Annotated in this window: 16 protein-coding genes; 11 read left to right on the top strand and 5 right to left on the bottom strand. The window is 71.3% G+C overall.

From position 1 onward, the window contains the following. Positions 1-2: 2 nt before the first annotated feature. Positions 3-698, bottom strand: a complete 696-nt coding sequence (locus tag ACIHIX_RS09015; protein ID WP_399952030.1) for a hypothetical protein — start codon at positions 696-698, stop codon at positions 3-5. Between the two features lie 188 nt (positions 699-886). Between ACIHIX_RS09015 and ACIHIX_RS09010 the strand changes: the two genes are divergently transcribed. After that, positions 887-2,584, top strand: a complete 1,698-nt coding sequence (locus tag ACIHIX_RS09010) for a hypothetical protein (RefSeq protein ID WP_399952027.1) — start codon at positions 887-889, stop codon at positions 2,582-2,584. A 72-nt stretch (positions 2,585-2,656) separates the two neighbouring features. Here ACIHIX_RS09010 and ACIHIX_RS09005 read toward each other — a convergent pair whose 3' ends face one another. After that, complete coding sequence (locus ACIHIX_RS09005; protein ID WP_399952024.1) at positions 2,657-3,598, bottom strand: hypothetical protein; 942 nt, start codon at positions 3,596-3,598, stop codon at positions 2,657-2,659. Positions 3,599-3,669: 71 nt separating this feature from the next. Between ACIHIX_RS09005 and ACIHIX_RS09000 the strand changes: the two genes are divergently transcribed. The 4 genes from ACIHIX_RS09000 to ilvD all read left to right on the top strand — a co-directional run bounded on the left by ACIHIX_RS09000 (position 3,670) and on the right by ilvD (position 8,134). Next, positions 3,670-4,602: a Ppx/GppA family phosphatase gene (locus tag ACIHIX_RS09000; protein ID WP_399952021.1), complete on the top strand. Its 933-nt coding sequence runs from the start codon at positions 3,670-3,672 to the stop codon at positions 4,600-4,602. Between the two features lie 147 nt (positions 4,603-4,749). After that, on the top strand, positions 4,750-5,574 hold the full coding sequence (locus ACIHIX_RS08995) for a sugar phosphate isomerase/epimerase family protein (protein ID WP_399952018.1): 825 nt from the start codon (positions 4,750-4,752) through the stop codon (positions 5,572-5,574). Further along, a complete protein-coding gene (locus ACIHIX_RS08990) occupies positions 5,571-6,179 on the top strand; it encodes a TetR family transcriptional regulator (protein WP_399952016.1) in 609 nt (202 codons plus the stop codon). Before ACIHIX_RS08995 ends, ACIHIX_RS08990 begins: the two co-directional genes overlap by 4 nt. A 101-nt stretch (positions 6,180-6,280) precedes the next feature. Next, positions 6,281-8,134: a dihydroxy-acid dehydratase gene (ilvD, locus tag ACIHIX_RS08985; protein ID WP_399952013.1), complete on the top strand. Its 1,854-nt coding sequence runs from the start codon at positions 6,281-6,283 to the stop codon at positions 8,132-8,134. Positions 8,135-8,185: 51 nt separating this feature from the next. Here the strand turns inward: ilvD and ACIHIX_RS08980 are convergent, their stop codons facing one another. Next, positions 8,186-10,288, bottom strand: coding sequence for a serine/threonine-protein kinase (locus tag ACIHIX_RS08980; protein ID WP_399952010.1), 2,103 nt, complete (start codon positions 10,286-10,288; stop codon positions 8,186-8,188). Positions 10,289-10,469: 181 nt separating this feature from the next. Here ACIHIX_RS08980 and ACIHIX_RS08975 point away from each other — a divergent pair, with 181 nt between their 5' ends. From ACIHIX_RS08975 to ACIHIX_RS08965, 3 genes are all read left to right on the top strand, one after another. After that, positions 10,470-10,799, top strand: coding sequence for an SH3 domain-containing protein (locus ACIHIX_RS08975; RefSeq protein ID WP_399952007.1), 330 nt, complete (start codon positions 10,470-10,472; stop codon positions 10,797-10,799). Positions 10,800-10,901: 102 nt separating this feature from the next. After that, complete coding sequence (locus tag ACIHIX_RS08970; protein ID WP_399952004.1) at positions 10,902-11,408, top strand: EamA/RhaT family transporter; 507 nt, start codon at positions 10,902-10,904, stop codon at positions 11,406-11,408. 74 nt (positions 11,409-11,482) lie between these two features. Beyond that, positions 11,483-12,250 carry a class I SAM-dependent methyltransferase gene (locus ACIHIX_RS08965; RefSeq protein WP_399952001.1) on the top strand — a complete coding sequence of 256 codons (768 nt, stop codon included), beginning with the start codon at positions 11,483-11,485 and terminating at the stop codon, positions 12,248-12,250. Here ACIHIX_RS08965 and ACIHIX_RS08960 read toward each other — a convergent pair. Next, positions 12,214-13,674, bottom strand: coding sequence for a SulP family inorganic anion transporter (locus ACIHIX_RS08960; protein ID WP_399952000.1), 1,461 nt, complete (start codon positions 13,672-13,674; stop codon positions 12,214-12,216). The genes ACIHIX_RS08965 and ACIHIX_RS08960 overlap by 37 nt on opposite strands. Positions 13,675-13,927: 253 nt before the next feature. Here ACIHIX_RS08960 and ACIHIX_RS08955 point away from each other — a divergent pair, with 253 nt between their 5' ends. The 3 genes from ACIHIX_RS08955 (at position 13,928) to proC (ending at position 16,493) form a co-directional block, all read left to right on the top strand. After that, complete coding sequence (locus ACIHIX_RS08955) at positions 13,928-14,764, top strand: ABC transporter ATP-binding protein (RefSeq protein WP_399951997.1); 837 nt, start codon at positions 13,928-13,930, stop codon at positions 14,762-14,764. Continuing rightward, positions 14,761-15,552, top strand: coding sequence for an ABC transporter permease (locus tag ACIHIX_RS08950; RefSeq protein WP_399951994.1), 792 nt, complete (start codon positions 14,761-14,763; stop codon positions 15,550-15,552). The genes ACIHIX_RS08955 and ACIHIX_RS08950 overlap by 4 nt, the downstream gene beginning before the upstream one ends. A 131-nt stretch (positions 15,553-15,683) precedes the next feature. Then, entirely contained in the window at positions 15,684-16,493 is an 810-nt protein-coding gene (gene proC / locus ACIHIX_RS08945; RefSeq protein ID WP_399951991.1) for a pyrroline-5-carboxylate reductase, read from the top strand. Positions 16,494-16,539: 46 nt separating this feature from the next. Here proC and trpS read toward each other — a convergent pair whose 3' ends face one another. Then, positions 16,540-17,559, bottom strand: coding sequence for a tryptophan--tRNA ligase (trpS, locus tag ACIHIX_RS08940; RefSeq protein ID WP_399951989.1), 1,020 nt, complete (start codon positions 17,557-17,559; stop codon positions 16,540-16,542). Positions 17,560-18,258: the final 699 nt, after the last annotated feature.

Here is an 18,258-nt window from a genome sequence, read left to right as displayed (position 1 = left end):
CCTCACCTCCGCACCTGTGTGCAGTCGACCTCCACGTCGGCGCCGTACGGCTCGATCGTGGTCTTCGTGCCGGTGGTGGTGCCGGACAGGCACAGCGAGCCGCCCATCACCCGCAGGTCGAGCGTGAACTCGACGCCATCACGCGCGCGTTGCGGGCCGTCGATGCGCTCGTCGAGGTAACCGAGCCCGCGCAGGACCGCGGCGACGCCGCCCGGTGCCGGGTCGGCGGGGCCGGCGGCGAGGGCCTTCGAGATGCGACGGACGTGCTGGTCGGCGTCGCACTTCTCGACGGAGCTCAGCTCGATCTCCTGGAAGGCCTCCTCGGGGTCGCGCGGCTCACTCGTGGGCGGCGGCTCGTCGGGCAGGGGCAGTTCGTCGGGGAGGGGCGCATCGGAAGGGATCTCTTCCATGGCTTCCGACTCCTCCGGGGGCACCGCGGTCGGAAGCTCCGGCAGGCACGGCTCGGCGACCGTGTTGAGGAGCATCATGAACGCGAGGAACTCGGAGTCGCCGGACTCGTCGTCGGCCGGGTCGGGCCGGGTGGTGGGCGAGGCGGAGGAGGCGGAGGAACCCGCCCGGACATGGTCCACGTCGGCCTTCGCGCGCGGGTCGCCCACCCGTTCGGTTCCGCATCCCGCGAGCGTGAGCCCGCACAGCACGGTCAGTGCCGCCAGCGGCATCAGGGAAATTCGTCTCATGCCCGAAGTCTGTGAGCGCGCGGTGAACCGGACATGAGTACGGCTACTCAGGAAATGGCGTACGTCACACTCAGATCGCCGGAACAGAGGGCTCCTGTCCCCTTATGAGGGATCGTTTCACCCGTACGGAGTAAAAGTGCTCAAGGTGCGGGAAGGGGCCAACTGCCGCGTCCTACGGTCCACGGGTGATGAGCAGCAGTCCGCAGACCTCGACCCGCACCACCGGCGCACATCGGGCGCAACGGGAGGCGCGCGACCGCGGTGCCGCGCGCACGCTCGCGCAGCGCACGCCCGCGCGCTACGAGCCTTACCTGGACGGCCTGTTCACCTACTGCCTGTCCGTGCTGTGCGACCACGACGCCGCCACCGCCGCCCTGGGCGACGTCCTGGCCCTCGCTGAGAAGCGCCGCGGCCCGGACGCGGCCGGCGACCGCCGGGCCTGGCTGTACGCGCTGGCCCGCTGGGCCTGTCTGCGCAAGCTGGCCGAGGCCAAGCAGAAACGTCAGGCCACCCACGCGGCGGGCCGTCACACCCCGCACCGGGCCCCGGCCGGCCCACCCGTCTCCGAGCAGGTCCAGGAGGAGCGCCGGCGTGAACTCGCCCTGCTCGCCTGGCCGGAGGCGGCCGGCACCACCCCGGAGCAGCGCGAGGCCCTCGAACTCGCCGTGCGCCACCACCTCGCCGCCCACGAGGTGGCCGCCGTCCTCGGCATGGACCTGAGCGCCGCCCGTGAACTGCTCGCCGCAGCCGCCTGCGAGGTCGAGCGCACCCGCGCGGCCCTCGCCGTCGTGGAGACCGGCACCTGCCCGGGCGTCGCCCGCCTCACCGGCGACCACCAGCTGGTGCTCAGCACGGCCGTGCGCCGCGAACTCGTCCGGCACGTCGACGACTGCCCGCGCTGCCGCCGTACCGCCGAGCGCGCGGTCAGCGGCCGCTGGCCCGGCGCGAGCGTCACCCCCTCGGAGCTGCCCGTCCTGGAGGCGCCCCGCGCGACCCTGCACGTCGCCATGGCGCACCTCCCGCGCGCGCGGGGCGCCGCCGCGCCGCGCTTCGACCGGCGTGGCTTTCCGATGGACCCGAAGGACCGCGCGGCCCGCCGCGACCGCCTCCGCGCGCGTGCCGTGACCACGACCGTCGTCGCCACCGTCGTCGCCGCCCCGGTGCTGGCGCTGTGGGCCGCCTACCGGGGCACGCCCACCGCCGAGGGCACCGAGGGCCGCTCGGCCTCCGCCAGTGAGGCGAGCGGCCCGGGCGGCCTGGACGGCGAGGCGGTCGGCGACGGCTACGAGAACGCGGCCAACGCCAGCATCCGGCCCGGCGACCGCTTCACCAAGGGCACCAAGCACGATGTGTCCGTGGAGGTCATCAGCGTCACCGGCGCGGGCAGGAAGGGCGCCGGTCATCTGGAAGTGGCGGCCGGCAACAGCGGCGACACCACGCTGATCACCCTCACCGCCACCGGCGACACCCCGGTCCGCTGGTCCGCGACCACCGGCGCCTCCTGGCTCTACCTCAGTCAGTCCTCGGGAACCCTCGCTCCCGGCGAAGCGTTGACGATCAAGGTGTACGTGGACCATCTGCGCGAGCCGTCGGGCTACTGGAGCGCGCGGGTGGCCGTGTCACCGGCCGGAGCCGTCGTCTCCATCGAGGGCTACGGCACCGCGCCCACCCCGACCGACCCCGGCACCCCCGCCGACCCGCCGCCCTCGTCCTCCGACCCCGACCCGACGCCCACGACCTCGGCACCCACGGACCCGAGCCCGAGCGACCCGCCGCCCTCGTCGTCCGACCCGGACCCGACCCCTACGGACCCGGCACCCTCGGACCCGGCGAGCTCGACCCCGCCGCCCAGCGACAGCGGCGACCCGAGCCCGTCGACGTCGTAGACCGGTCGCTGAATGGAGCGGTCAGCCCACGGGGCGATTCGGAGACGCCCGCAGTCCCGCGCGAGAGGCCCCTCAGCCCGCCGGATCCGCGGGATGCGGCGCCAGCAGGGGCAGCTGCGAGGCCAGCCGCTCCTCGCACAGCTCGACCAGGCGGTCGTAGCCGGCCTTGCCCATCATCTCGGTCAGCTCCGGGCCGTAGGACACGTACACCGGGTCGCCCGCGCCGTGCGCCGAGGTCGCCGACGTGCACCACCAGTGCAGGTCATGGCCGCCCGGACCCCAGCCGCGCCGGTCGTACTCACCGATCGACACCTGGAGCACCCGGGTGTCGTCGGGCCGGTCGATCCACTCGTACGTCCGCCGCACCGGAAGCTGCCAGCAGACGTCCGGCTTGGTCTCCAGCGGCTCGCGGCCCTCCTTTATGGCCAGGATGTGCAGCGAGCAGCCCGCGCCGCCGGCGAAGCCGGGACGGTTCTGGAAGATGCACGAACCCTGGTAGGGGCGGGTCTGCCGGTCGCCGTCCTCGTCCTCCGAGATCCAGCCGTGCTCGGTGCCCTCGTCGTGGAACTGCCAGATCTCCGGCGTGAGCCTGGCCACATGACCGGCCACCCGCCTCTCGTCGTCCTCGTCGGAGAAGTGCGCCCCGAGCGTGCAGCACCCGTCGTCCGCGCGGCCCGCCTGGATGCCCTGGCAGCCGCTGCCGAAGATGCAGTTCCAGCGAGAGGTCAGCCATGTCAGATCGCACCGGAAGACCTGCTCGTCGTCTGCCGGATCAGGGAATTCCACCCACGCGCGCGCGAAGTCGAGCCCCTTCTCGTCCGCGGCCCGGGCCTTCTTCGACATCTTCGGCGACTTCACCTCGGTCATCAGCTGCGTCTTCTGGGAGTCCGCCGATGACTGCACCGACGCCTGCCCGGACGCCTGTCCCGACGACTTCACCTGCGACTTCGCCCGCGAAGAAGTCTCGGAGGCCGTGGCGGCCTGCTCATTCTTCGCCTTTTTGGTCTTTGGCACGCGTCCAGGGTAAGTCGCCCAGGACGGCTCCGGGGACGGCGCCCGGCCCGGCTGGCAGTAGCGTTCCGTACATGAGACTCGGTGTCCTCGACGTGGGATCGAACACGGTGCATCTGCTGGTGGTGGATGCACACCCTGGCGCGCGCCCGCTGCCCGCGCACTCGCACAAGGTGGAGCTGCGCCTGGCCCAACTCCTCGACGAGGCCGGGGCCGTGAGCCCCGAAGGGGTCGACCGGCTGATCGCGGTCGTCAAGGAGGCCCTCCAGGCCGCCGAGGACAAGGGCGTCGAGGATCTCCTGCCGTTCGCCACCTCCGCCGTGCGCGAGGCCAGCAACGCCGACGACGTCCTCGCGCGCGTGCAGGCCGAGACCGGCGTCGAGCTCCAGGTCCTCACCGGCGCCGAGGAAGCCCGTCTCACCTTCCTCGCCGCCCGCCGCTGGTTCGGCTGGTCGGCCGGGAAGCTGCTCGTCCTCGACATCGGCGGCGGCAGCCTGGAGATCGCGTACGGCATCGACGAGGAGCCCGACGCGGCGGTCTCGCTGCCGCTCGGCGCCGGCCGCCTCACCGCGGGCTGGCTGCCGGGCGACCCGCCGGACCCGGAGGCGATAAGGGCCCTGCGGCGTCATGTCCGCGCCCAGATCGCCCGCACGGTCGGCGAGTTCAGCCGCTTCGGCGCCCCCGACCACGTCGTCGCCACCTCCAAGACCTTCAAGCAGCTGGCCCGCCTCGCCGGCGCCGCCCGCTCCGCCGAGGGCCTCTACGTCCAGCGCGAGCTGAAGCGTGAGTCCCTGGAGGCGTGGGTACCCCAGCTGGCAGGCATGACGGAGGCGCAGCGCAGCGAACTCCCGGGAGTCTCGGAGGGCCGAGCCGGACAGCTCCTCGCGGGCGCCCTGGTGGCGGAGGGCGCGATGGACCTGTTCGGGGTGGAGAAGCTGGAGATCTGCCCGTGGGCGCTCAGGGAAGGCGTCATCCTGCGCCGACTTGATCACATGGGTTCGGTGTAGCGACCCGAGGAGCGCGGGGCTGTGACATGTGCGGCTCCGCCGCGGGGCGCGAGCAACCGCACTGCACCCGCACCCGCCTATGGCAATGACCACAACGGCGAACAGGCACCCCGCACCCCACCCCCCGAAACCTTTAGGCTGACCCCCGTGGCAGAACCAGTCGTACGGATCCCGGATGCGAAGGTGGCGCTCTCCACGGCCTCCGTCTACCCGGAGTCCACGGCGACGGCCTTCGAGATCGCCGCACGCCTCGGCTACGACGGCGTAGAGGTCATGGTGTGGACCGACCCCGTCAGCCAGGACATGGAAGCCCTGCGCAGACTGAGCGACTACCACCGGATCCCGATCCTCGCCGTGCACGCCCCCTGCCTGCTCATCACCCAGCGCGTCTGGTCCACCGACCCCTGGGTCAAGCTCCAGCGCGCCCAGGCCGCCGCCGAGAAGCTGGGCGCGAGCACGGTCGTCGTCCACCCCCCGTTCCGCTGGCAGCGCCAGTACGCCCGCGACTTCGTCGAGGGGATCTGGCGGATGGCGAACGAGACGGACGTACGGTTCGCCGTCGAGAACATGTACCCCTGGCGCTACCGCGACCGCGAGATGCTCGCGTACGCCCCCGACTGGGACGTCACCAAAGAGGACTACCGGCACTTCACGATCGACCTCAGCCATTCCGCGACGGCCCGGTCCGACGCGATGGAGATGGTCGACCGCATGGGCGACCGCCTCGGCCACGTCCATCTCGCCGACGGGCGCGGCTCGGCCAAGGACGAGCACCTCGTCCCCGGGCGCGGCACCCAGCCCTGCGCCGAGCTGCTGGAACGTCTCGCCCTGACCGGCTTCGACGGCCATGTCGTCATCGAGGTCAACACCCGGCGCGCGATGTCCAGCGCCGAACGTGAGGCCGATCTGGCGGAGGCACTGGCGTTCACCCGGCTCCATCTGGCGTCGGCCGTGAAGGTGCCCCGGCCGTGACCGACGGCGCGACCGCGCGACGCCGGGGCCGACCTCCTCGTACGGAATCCGCCGGGACCCGCGACCGCATCCTGGCCGCCGCCCGCGAGGAGTTCTCCGAGCGCGGGTACGAGAAGACGTCGGTGCGCGGCATCGCCAAGGCCGCCGGGGTGGACTCGGCCCTGGTCCACCACTACTTCGGCACCAAGGAGCAGGTCTTCGAGGCGGCCGTGGAGGTGGCCTTCGCGCCGGCGCTGATCGTGCGGGACACCGTGCTCGACGGGCCGATCGACGACGTCGGTGAGCGGATGACCCGGCTGCTCTTCGGGCTCTGGGAGAACCCGGTGACCCGTAAGCCGCTGCTCGCGATCGTCCGGTCGGCGGTCAACAACGAGGCCGCCGCCACCGTCTTCCGCCGCCTCGTCTCCGCGCAGCTGCTGCGCCGCATCGCCGGTGAGCTCGACGCCCCGGACGCGGAACTGCGCGCCGAACTGGCGGCCGCACAGCTGGTCGGGATCGCGATGCTCCGGTACGTGATCAAGGTGGAGCCGCTGGCCTCGGCGGACGCGGAGCAGATCATCGCGCGGGTGGCGCCGGTGGTGCAGGGGCACCTGACGGGGCCCTGAACACGAGATGTGCGTCCCGTATCCCGGACACCTCGTCCCGCTCCCTGGATGACGGGCGTACGCTCGATAGCAGCCACAACTGTCTGAAGGAGCGAGCGACGATGCCCGAGCTGAGGTCCCGCACAGTCACCCACGGCCGCAACATGGCGGGCGCACGCGCCCTTATGCGCGCCTCCGGTGTACCCGGTGCGGACATCGGCCGCAAGCCGATCATCGCCGTCGCGAACTCCTTCACCGAGTTCGTTCCGGGCCACACCCACCTACAGCCGGTCGGCCGGATCGTCTCCGAGGCGATCGTCGAGGCCGGCGGCATCGCGCGCGAGTTCAACACGATCGCGGTGGACGACGGCATCGCGATGGGGCACGGCGGCATGCTGTACTCCCTCCCCTCCCGCGACCTGATCGCGGACTCGGTCGAGTACATGGTCGAGGCCCACTGCGCCGACGCCCTGATCTGCATCTCCAACTGCGACAAGATCACGCCGGGCATGCTCAACGCGGCCCTGCGCCTGAACATCCCGACCGTCTTCGTCTCCGGCGGCCCGATGGAGTCCGGCCGCGCCACCCTGGTGGACGGCACGGTCCGCACGCTCGACCTGGTCGACGCGATCTCCGACGCCGTGAACGACAAGATCTCGGACGAGGACATCCTCCGCATCGAGGAGAACGCCTGTCCGACCTGCGGTTCCTGTTCCGGCATGTTCACCGCCAACTCGATGAACTGTCTGACGGAGGCCATCGGCCTCTCGCTCCCCGGCAACGGCTCGGTCCTGGCCACGCACACGGCCCGCCGCCGGCTGTACGAGGACGCGGCCCGCACGGTCATGGACATCACCCGGCGCTACTACGAGCAGGACGACGAGACGGTCCTGCCGCGTTCGATCGCCACCTTCGCGGCCTTCGAGAACGCGATGGCCCTGGACATCGCCATGGGCGGCTCGACCAACACGATCCTGCACCTGCTGGCGGCGGCCCAGGAGGCGGAGGTCCCCTTCGGCCTCGACGAGATCAACGCGGTCTCGCGCCGCGTGCCCTGCCTGGCGAAGGTCGCGCCGAACGTCGCGAAGAACCGCACGTACTACATGGAGGACGTGCACCGCGCGGGCGGCATCCCGGCCCTGCTCGGCGAACTGCACCGCGCCGGCCTCCTCAACGAGGACGTCCACTCGGTCCACAGCCCGTCCCTGGCGGACTGGCTGAAGACGTGGGACGTCCGCGGCGGCTCCCCTTCCGCCGATGCGGTGGAACTGTGGCACGCGGCCCCGGGCTGCGTCCGCTCCGCCGAGGCCTTCTCCCAGTCGGAGCGCTGGGACACGCTGGACGAGGACGCGGCGGGCGGCTGCATCCGCTCCGCCGAACACGCCTACTCCAAGGACGGCGGCCTCGCGGTCCTCAAGGGCAACCTCGCGGTCGACGGCTGTGTCGTGAAGACGGCCGGCGTCGACGAGTCCATCTGGACCTTCGAGGGCCCGGCGGTGGTCTGCGAGTCGCAGGAAGAGGCCGTCCAGAAGATCCTCCTGAAGGAGATCAAGGAGGGCGACGTGGTGGTCATCCGCTACGAGGGCCCCAAGGGCGGACCGGGCATGCAGGAGATGCTCTACCCGACCTCGTACCTGAAGGGCCGCGGCCTCGGCAAGGCCTGCGCCCTCGTCACCGACGGCCGCTTCTCCGGCGGCACCTCGGGCCTGTCGATCGGCCACGCGTCCCCGGAGGCCGCCGCCGGCGGCACGATCGCCCTCGTCGAGGACGGCGACCGCATCCGCATCGACATCCCGAACCGCACGATCGACCTCCTCGTCGACGACGCCGAGCTCGCCCGCCGCGAGCAGGCGCTGGGCGGGGCGTACGTCCCCAAGAACCGTGAGCGCAAGGTCTCGGCCGCGCTGCGTGCCTACGCGGCGATGGCCACGAGCGCGGACAAGGGCGCGGTGCGGGACGTGTCGAAGCTGGGCTGAACGCTCTGAGCCACGGGGCCGCCTCCGCTTTCGGGGCGGCCCTTTCAGCTGCTACCAGGCCGACGGGTTCTGCGCGTCTACGGCGAAGACGGTGCCGTCGGGGGCGGTGGCGTAGGCGTGGCCGTCCGTGAGGACGGGTACCGGCAGTGAAGACGTCACCCGGTCCGCGTGCGGGCCCAGCCGCGGCGGGGTCTGCCCGAGCAGCCGGCCGTCGGCGGCGGAGACGGCGAGCAGCCGGCCGTCGGGGGCGGTGACGTACACCCGGTGGCCGTCGCCGACCGGTGCCGAACCCTGGCTCACGGCCGTCTCGAGCGACCACAACCGCTTCTTCGCGCTCATGTCGACGGCGACCAGCGAGCCGCCCGTGCCCAGCAGCCAGACGCGGTCGCCCCGCACGGTGGCCTGCGCCTGGTCCACGGGTACGCCCAGTGACACGCGCCGCACCGCCCCGGACTCCAGGTCGTAACGGACCACAGCGCTCGTCTCGCCGTAACTGCCGCCGTCGGCAAGGAAGAAGACGCCGCCGTCCGAGGTGCCGACGGGGCGCAGCGCCCCCGCCAGCCGGTCGTCCCGCTCGACGTCGCCCGAGGCCGGGTCCACTCGCGTCACACGCGTACTGGTTCCGTCAGCGGATCTGGTCGTGCGGTACGCCCAGACGCTGTCCGGGAACGGCGCGAAGCTCGCGTCGGCCGAACCGGGCAGCCGCTTGCGCCACTTGACCTCGCCCGTCGCGCTGTCGACGCCGGTGGCCCTGCCGTCGGCGCCGGTCAGCAGCAGCGTCCCGCGGGCGTAGGCGAAGCCCCGGTACGTGGACAGGTCGAGCTTCCAGCGGGTGGTGCCCGTCGCCGGATCGAGCGCGAGCAGCCGTCGGCCCGTGTGGGTCACCACGTGCGCCAGGCCGCCGGAGAAGACCGGCGGCTCGCTGGGGGAGTCGCCGTCGCCGAGCGAGTGGCGCCACAGCACCTGGCCATCGGCCGGATCGAGACCGGTGACCAGCCCGCTCTGCACGCACAGCAGCCGCCCGCCGCCGTACGAGCACCGGGGCAGACCGCCCTCCGCGCCTTTCGGCCGGGTGGCCCACGGGCTGAACCCGGCGGACGTGGCCGGTGCCGCGCTGCTCCGCGGACTCGCGCCCCCGTCGCCGACGAACTGGACGGAGGCCAGCACCGCCAGCGCGACGAGGCCCAGAGCCCCGGCCCCGATCAGCGCCCGCTTGCCCGGCCGCCGGCCACCCCGTCTCTCCTTGGACTTCACGGGGGGCGGTTCCGGCTGCCCGGGCGTCTCGCCGGTGCGCTGGGTGGGGATGAACACCTGGGTGTCGTACGAGGCCGCGACCGACCGCAACTCCCGCATCAACTCGTCGGGCGTGGGCCGGTCCTCGGGTTCCTTGGCCAGACAGCGCTCGACCAGCGACGCGAGATTCTCCGGTACGTCGGTCAGGTCGGGCTCGTCGTGGACGACCTGGTAGGCGACGACATACGGGCTGTCGGAGTCGAACGGCCCCCGACCTGTGGCCGCGTGCACCATCACGGATCCCAGCGCGAAGATGTCGGCGGCGGGGCCGACGGCCCGCGGTCGCCGGAACTGCTCGGGCGCCATGAAAGGCGGGGTGCCGATCAACTTCCCCGTCTCGGTGCGTAGTTCGCTGTCCTTTGGCCGAGAAATGCCGAAGTCGATGACCTTGGGCCCGTCCTCGGCGAGCAGCACGTTGCTCGGCTTGAGATCCCGGTGGACGACCCCGACCCGGTGGATGTCGCGCAGCGCCTCGGCCAGTCCCGCCATCAGCCGGCGCAACTGGGCCGCGGGCATGGGGCCGTTCCGCTTGACCTCGTCGGCGAGGGTCGGCCCGGGGATGAACAGGGTGGCCATCCAGGGCCGTTCCGCCTCCGGATCGGCGTCGACGACGGGCGCGGTGAACGCCCCGCTGACCCTGCGCGCCGCGGAGATCTCCTGCCGGAAACGTCCCCTGAACTCGGGATCCCTGGCGAATTCGGCGTGTACGACCTTCACCGCGAGCGTCATCCCCGAGGCGCTGCGCGCACGGTGCACGACACCCATGCCACCGGACCCGAGACGTGCTTCCAGGCGGTAGTGACCGGCGTATTCGGGAAGTTCCGCTTCCGCGCCCGCTCCGGTGTTCTGCTGTGGCGCCATGGGACCACCCCCGTGCTGTTCGTCCGCGTGCGCGACGCACGGAGCCTAGTCGATGACTCGTACGAGACAGAGGCGGCTTGCTAGCGTTTGTGTTCGAGTCGCGCACGTCTGTTTCGGGACGCGCCGCGGGGGAATCAATGGGGCCCACGACAAGCGTGGGGCTCCACGGGGGAGGATTTTCATGTCAGTTGACCGTGTCGAAGAGGTCGAGGACGCCGAGCAGGGGATCGCCGTGACGGCGACGGCCTCGGCAACGACCGTGCGCTACTACTCCGTCGCGCCCGGGGTGCGGCTCAACGTGCGCAGTGGACCGGGCACCACCTACTCCATCGTCGACGTGCTGTCCGAGGGCGCGAAGGTCGCGATCCTGTGCCAGACGCCCGGCACGACCATCACGGGCCCGTACGGTACGAGCAACATCTGGGACTCCATCGCCAACGGCAAGTACGTCTCGGACGCCTATGTGAACACGGGCAGCGACGGCTACATCCGTCCGCGCTGCTCGGTCTGAACCCACCACCACTGACCGACTAGACCGGCAGTGACGGCTACCTGGCCGGCCGCTGTTGAGCCCTCGCGGAGCCCGCGCCCGCCTCGGAGCCATAATCGACGCGTGAGCGACGACAACGGCACCCAGGAAACCCCGGCGGGCTCCGCACCCGGTCCCCGCCCGGAGCCGATCCGGTTCTTCGGCACGACCTGGGTCGACCATGACCACGGCTACACGGCCCGCCGTACGGGCGCCGCCATCGGATCCCTCGCCGCCGCCGTCGCCTCCTGCCTCGTCCTCCGCTTCGCCTACGAGGGCCTCGCGATCGCCGACATCGGCAGCTTCGTCACCCTCCTCATGGTCGTGATGTTCGCGATCTGCAGCGCCCTGGCCTTCCGCCACACCTGGGACGGCTTCACCAAGCGCCCCGACCCCGACCGCCAGGCATCCCTGCGCGGCCTGCTGGCCATCGGCTTCGTCGGCTCCCTCCTCGCCTACTTCTTCCGCTCCCTCACCGAGGCCCCGGGCGAGAAGCTCCACCGCGAGGAGTACGAGACGGCCCTCAAGCAGTACGAGAAGCGCAGCACCCGCCGCACCGGCAACCCGTCGAAGAAGCGCCGCCGCTCCTGAGCGCACACGGCCCCCGCACCCCCTCTCACCAAGAACTCACCGCACCCCGCACCCACCTCCGCCACCATGGCGGTATGACGACGGCCTCCTCGCACACCGCCCGTGCCCACTCCTTCAACGCCGCCGCAGCCCAGTACGCGGCGAACCGCCCCTCCTACCCGCCCGCCCTCTTCGACGCCGTGGAGGACCTCGCGGGCCGGTCCCTCACCGGCGCCCGCGTCGCGGACATCGGCGCCGGCACCGGTATCGCCACCGCCCTGCTGCACGCCCGTGGCGCCGACGTGCTCGCCGTCGAACCCGGTGACGGCATGGCCGCCCAGTTCCGCCACAGCCACCCCGACATACCGATCGTCCGCGGCAACGGCAACACCCTTCCCCTGGCCGACGCCTCCCTCGACCTCGTCACCTACGCCCAGGCCTGGCACTGGACCGACCCGGACCTCGCCGGCGCCGAGGCCTTCCGCGTGCTGCGCCCGGGCGGCGCGCTCGCACTGTGGTGGAACACCGACGCCCACGACGTGCCGTGGATCGCCGACGCCTCGCGGCGGATCCAGCGCCATTTCGCCGTGGACGTCTCCGCCGAGCAGCGGAACGTCGGCGCCCGGGTCGTGGACCCCACCGGCCGCCTCGGCCTGACCCAGCGCACGGTCCGCTGGAGCCGCCGCATCCCTGTCGACGCCCACCTGGCCAACCTCGGCAGCCACTCGATCTTCCTGGTCGCCGACGAGGAACACACCTCGGCCTTCCTCACCGAGGAGCGCCGGCATCTGCTCCAGGTGTTCCCGGACGGAATCGTCGAGGAGACCTACGACGTGAAGCTGTTCGTCGCCCTCAACGCCTGACCCCGCCCGGCGGCCCATCCCTCCAGGGCCGCCGCGCAGGCGTGGTCCAGATGCCGCAGCCCGCCCAGCTCAAGCCGCACCTCCCGGTCGCGGGGCAACGCCTCCAACGCGTCGAGCAGCTTCGGCAGCCGCAGGAACGTGGCATGCCCCAGCACCCGGACGACCAGCCCCGCCTCGCCCCGGTCCTCGGTCTCCACATGCACGTGGCTGGTGTCCCACGCGATCTTCGCCACCGCCAGCGCCAACCCCACCAACACCCCCTCGAAAAGATTGCCGACGACGATCGCCGTCGCGGTCACCACCAGCACGACCACCTCCCCCCGATGCCCGCGCCACAGCACCCGCACCTCCCGCACCGGCACGAGCCTGCACCCGGCGTGCACCAGCAGCGCGGCCGGCGCCGCCACCGGAATCACCCCGAGCACCCCGGGCACGACGACCGTGAAGAGCAGCAGCCACACCCCGTGCAGCACCCGCGACGCCTTGGCCCGGGCCCCCGCCTGCACTCCCCCGGAGGGGGCACCCCCAGTCGCGCTCCGCACGATCACCGCGGTCATCGGCAACGCCCCGAGCACCCCGCACACCGCGTTGCCCGCGCCCTGCGCGATCAGCTCACGGTCGTAGTCCGTACGCCGCCCGTCATGCAGCCGGTCCACCGCCGCAGCGCTGAACAGGGACTCCGCCGACGCGATCAGCGCGAACGCCACGACCGTCCCCAACACGCCCACTTCCGTCAGCCGGCCGACATCCGCGGCCTCCGGGAGCCGTACGGCAGCCAGCAGCCCCCGCACCTCGACCCGCCGCACGTCCAGGCCGAACACCCCGGTCACCGCCGCCGCGACGCCGACCGCGACCAGCGGCGCGGGCACCAGACGCGCCCCGCGCTCCCAACGCGGCCACAGCAGCAGTACGGCAACTGTGGCACCCCCCACTGACAACGCCACCGGATCCAGCAGCGCAGGCAGCGACACCAGCCCGGAGAGCTTGGCGAGCCCGCCGCCGGGCGCGGTCGCGTCGCCCAGCGCATAGACCTGACCGGCGACCAGGACCAGTCCGATCCCGGCGAACATCCCCTGCACGACCGCCACGGACACCGCCCTGAACCACCGTCCGAGCCGCAGCACCCCGAGCCCGAGCTGCACCAGCCCGGCCCCGAGCACCAGCACGCCGAGCGCCCCGACCCCGTACCGGTGCACGGCCTCGTACACCAGCACGGTCAACCCCGCCGCCGGCCCGCTCACCCGGAGGCTGCTGCCAGGCAGCAGCCCGGCGACCAGCCCGCCGACGATCCCGGTCACCAGCCCCAGCTCGGCGGGCACGCCCGATGCCATGGCGACCCCTACGCACAGCGGCAGCGCCACGAGAGACACGACGAGGGAAGCGAACAGATCGGCCTTGCACAGACCATCGCGCAGGACACGCATATCAGGAGCACCTCCGGTTGCGAAGCCATCGGGAGATGCGTGGGTGTGCCGCGTCGGGGGAGTACCCGGCACTGAATCCCATGGTCAGGAAGGGGAGTTGATCGCGCAGCCCGTTCCACCGAGCCACAGGGGGCTCTTGAGGCACACCGGCCGGACCGCCTGCCTCCGATCACGCCGGCACGCGCCTGCGCTGCCGCGCCCGCCGCACGCACGCCGCTTGACGAGTTCGGGGTCCGAGAGCATTATTCATCACATGATGAATTATGTGTCCGGTCCGCCCGACACCCCCGCCGTCCACGCCGAAGGCCTCACCGTCGTCCGCGGCCCCCGCACCGTCCTGCGCGGCCTCGACTTCACCGTTCCCCGCGGCCAGATCACCGGCCTCCTCGGCCCCTCCGGCTGCGGAAAATCCACTCTCATGCGCTCCGTCGTCGGCACCCAGGCCAAGGTCACCGGCACCCTCGACGTCCTCGGCCACCCCGCGGGACACCCCACCCTGCGCACCCGCATCGGCTACGTCACCCAAGCCCCCTCCGTCTACGACGACCTGACCGTCCGCCAGAACCTCGACTACTTCGCCGCGATCCTCACCCCCGGCCACGCCGCCGCCGACCGCCGCCGCACCGACGTCACCCGGGTCATCCACGACGTCGACCTCACCAGCCACGCCGACTCCCTCGCCGGCAACCTCTCCGGCGGCCAACGCAGCCGCGTCTCCCTGGCCGTGGCCCTCCTCGGCACCCCCGAGCTCCTCGTCCTCGACGAACCGACCGTCGGCCTGGACCCCGTCCTGCGCCGCGACCTCTGGAACCTCTTCCACGACATCGCCACCCAGCGCGGCGCCACCCTCCTCATCTCGTCCCACGTCATGGACGAGGCCGAGCGCTGCCACCGCCTCCTCCTGATGCGCGAAGGCGAGATCCTCGCCGACGACACCCCGGACGCCCTGCGCACCCGCACCGGCTCCGACACCGTCGAAGACGCCTTCCTGCACCTCGTGGACGAGGCGGTCGCAGCCGGACGCAAGGAGAACAAGACGGAGAACAAGAGGGAGAACACGAAGGAGAACGACAAGGAGACGACCCGATGAGCACCACGACCGCCACCACCACGCCCGTGACCCCCGCCCCGACCAGCGCCCTCAACGCCTCCCGCACCCTCGCCACCGCAGCCCGCGTCCTGCGCCAGCTCCGCCATGACCCACGCTCGATCGCGCTGATGATCCTGGTGCCCTGCGTGATGCTGTTCCTGCTGCGCTACGTCTTCGACGGCAGCCCGCAGACCTTCGACAACATCGGCGCCTCCCTCCTCGGGATCTTCCCGCTGATCACGATGTTCCTCGTCACCTCCATCGCCACCCTCCGCGAACGCACCTCCGGCACCCTCGAACGCCTCCTCGCCATGCCCCTCGGCAAAGGCGACCTCATCGCCGGCTACGCCCTCGCCTTCGGCACCCTCGCGATCATCCAGTCCGCCCTCGCCACCGGCCTCGCCCTCTGGGGCCTCGGCCTCGACGTCACCGGCAGCCCCTGGCTCCTCCTCCTGGTCGCCCTGCTCGACGCCCTCCTCGGCACCGCCCTCGGCCTCTTCGTCTCGGCTTTCGCCTCCTCCGAGTTCCAGGCCGTCCAGTTCATGCCGGCCGTGATCTTCCCCCAGCTCCTCCTCTGCGGCCTGTTCACGCCCCGGGACAACATGCACCCGGTCCTTGAGGCGATCTCCGACGTCCTCCCCATGTCCTATGCCGTCGACGGCATGAACGAGGTCCTCAGGCACACCGACATGACCGCCGCCTTCGTCCGCGACGCCCTGATCGTGGCCGGCTGCGCCCTGCTGGTCCTGGGCCTCGGCGCCGCGACCCTCAGGCGCAGGACCCAGTAGCCGCACGGGTGCCCACACCCCGCCCGGCCGTCCACCAGGACGTCCCGCCCACCGGACAGCCGAGCCACACCCCGACGCCCGGTGCGAGGATGAACCCCGGACGACGCAACCCCCGGAGGGCACCCGCAGCCATGACCCAGAAAGTCGCAGTCCTCGGCACCGGCAAGATCGGCGAAGCCCTGCTCAGCGGAATGATCCGAGGCGGCTGGGCCCCGGCCGACCTCCTCGTCACCGCCCGCCGACAGGAGCGAGCCGAAGAACTCCGCACGCGCCACGGAGTCACCCCGGTCACCAACGCCGAGGCCGCCAAGACCGCCGACACCCTGATCCTCACGGTCAAGCCGCAGGACATGGGCACCCTCCTGGACGAACTCGCCCCGCACGTCCCCGCCGACCGTCTGATCATCAGCGGTGCGGCAGGTATCCCCACCTCCTTCTTCGAGGAGCGCCTCGCCGCGGGCACGCCGGTCGTCCGCGTCATGACGAACACCCCCGCCCTCGTCGACGAGGCCATGTCCGTCATCTCCGCCGGCAGCCACGCCACCGCCGACCACCTCGCCCACGCCGAGGAGATCTTCGGCGCCGTCGGCAAGACGCTCCGCGTCCCCGAGTCCCAGCAGGACGCCTGCACCGCCCTCTCCGGCTCCGGCCCGGCGTACTTCTTCTACCTGGTCGAAGCCATGACGGACGCCGGCATCCTGCTCGGTCTGCCCCGCGACAAGGCCCACGACCTCATCGTCCAGTCCGCGATCGGCGCGGCCACGATGCTCCGCGACAGCGGCGAACACCCCGTCAAGCTCCGCGAGAACGTCACGTCCCCCGCGGGTACGACGATCAACGCCATCCGTGAACTCGAGAACCACGGCGTACGAGCGGCCCTCATCGCCGCCCTGGAAGCCGCCCGCGACCGCAGCCGCGAACTGGCCTCCGGCAACAACTGACCGCACCGGCCGCCCCACCTCAGGGAGGGGCGGCCCCGCGCCCGCCCTAAAGGCTCACGCCGATATCCGCAGCCGCCGGCAGCAAGCCGATCGCCCGATACGCGGCATCCACGGTCGGCCGAGCCATCGCCCGGGCCTTCTCCGCACCATCCCGCAGCACCCCCTCCACATAGCCAGGATCCGCGCACAACTCCTTGTGCCTCTCCTGCACGGGCCTCAGCACCTCCACCACGGCGTCCGCGGTGTCCTTCTTCAAGGCGCCGTACGACTCATATACACCGCTCAGTTCCTCGGGGTTCCCACCCGAGCAGGCCGCGAGGATCTCCAGCAGGTTCGCCACCCCGGGCCGAGCCTCCCGGTCGTACACGACCTCGGCCCCACTGTCGGTCACCGCCCGCATGACCTTCTTCCGCACCACGTCCGGCTCGTCCAGCAGATAGACGATCCCGGGCCCGACGTCGTCGCTCTTCCCCATCTTCGACGCCGGATCCTGAAGATTCATGACCCGAGCCGCCACCCCGGGACGCGTGACCCGAGGCACCACGAACGTATGGCCGTACCGCTGGTTGAACCGCACCGCGATGTCCCGCGCCAGCTCCACATGCTGCGTCTGGTCGTCCCCGACCGGCACCTCGTCCGTCCGGTACGCCAGGATGTCCGCCGCCATCAGCACGGGATACGTCAGCAACGACAGCCGCACACTTCCGCCACGCTCCCGCTCCCGCGCGGCCTTCTCCTTGTACTGGATCATCCGCCGCATCTCACCGTCGGTGGCCACGCACTCCAGCACATACGACAGCCGCGCATGCTCGTCCACATGACTCTGTACGAAGACGGTGCACAGCTCCGGATCCAGCCCCGTGGCTAGCAACAGGGTCGCCGCCTGCCGACTGAGCCGCCGCACCCGCGCCGGATCGTGGTCCACGGTCAGCGCGTGCAGGTCTACGACGCAGAAGAGCGCGTCGGCCCGGTGCTGGTCCACGGCAGCCCACCGCTGCATGGCCCCCAGGTAGTTCCCCAGCGTCAGATGCCCGGTCGGCTTGACCCCACTGAAGACCCGCGTCATCTCTACTCCACCTCCTGGTCGGGACCGCCGCCTGCGCGGGCCGTCCCCCTGGAGCTCCGGAGGAGATACGAGAACGGCCGCCGAAGCGGCGGCCGTTGAGTGCATACGTAGATCCGGCCGCCGTCAGGCGGCCCACCACAGCTGGGTGTACGTACGCGTCGTCATGCGCCCCACAGTACGCCTGGAGGGTCCCCTCCGGAGTGGAGTTGACACAGCCGGACCTGGTCCGTAGTGTTCTCCGAGTTGTCCGACGTGAGAGCCGACTCCGGTCGGTCCCCGGACAGCCATTCCGCAGGTACCAGCAAACAATCGACGATCCGTCGTCGTGCGTATTGTCGTGCGTATTCGCGAAATGAGGAATCCACGTTCGAAAGGACGCGGACCCCCGATTAGCTCGGGGGCCGGGAATCCGCTAAAGTCTCACTCGTCGGAACGGCCCAACAGCCGGGAAGACAAGCCCCGCTGACTGGGAGTCAGGCCCGAAAGGATCTGATAGAGTCGGAACCGCCGGAAAGGGAAACGCGAAAGCGAGAACCTGGAAAGCACCGAGGAAATCGGAACCAGAAACGGTCTGATAGAGTCGGAAACGCAAGACCGAAGGGAAAAGCCCGGAGGAAAGCCTGAGAGAGTCTCTCGGGTGAGTACAAAGGAAGCGTCCGTTCCTTGAGAACTCAACAGCGTGCCAAAAATCAACGCCAG

The organism is Streptomyces sp. NPDC051913 (assembly GCF_044593635.1).
Taxonomy (GTDB): Bacteria; Actinomycetota; Actinomycetes; order Streptomycetales; family Streptomycetaceae; genus Streptomyces.
This window is presented reverse-complemented; position numbering and strand designations above follow the sequence as displayed.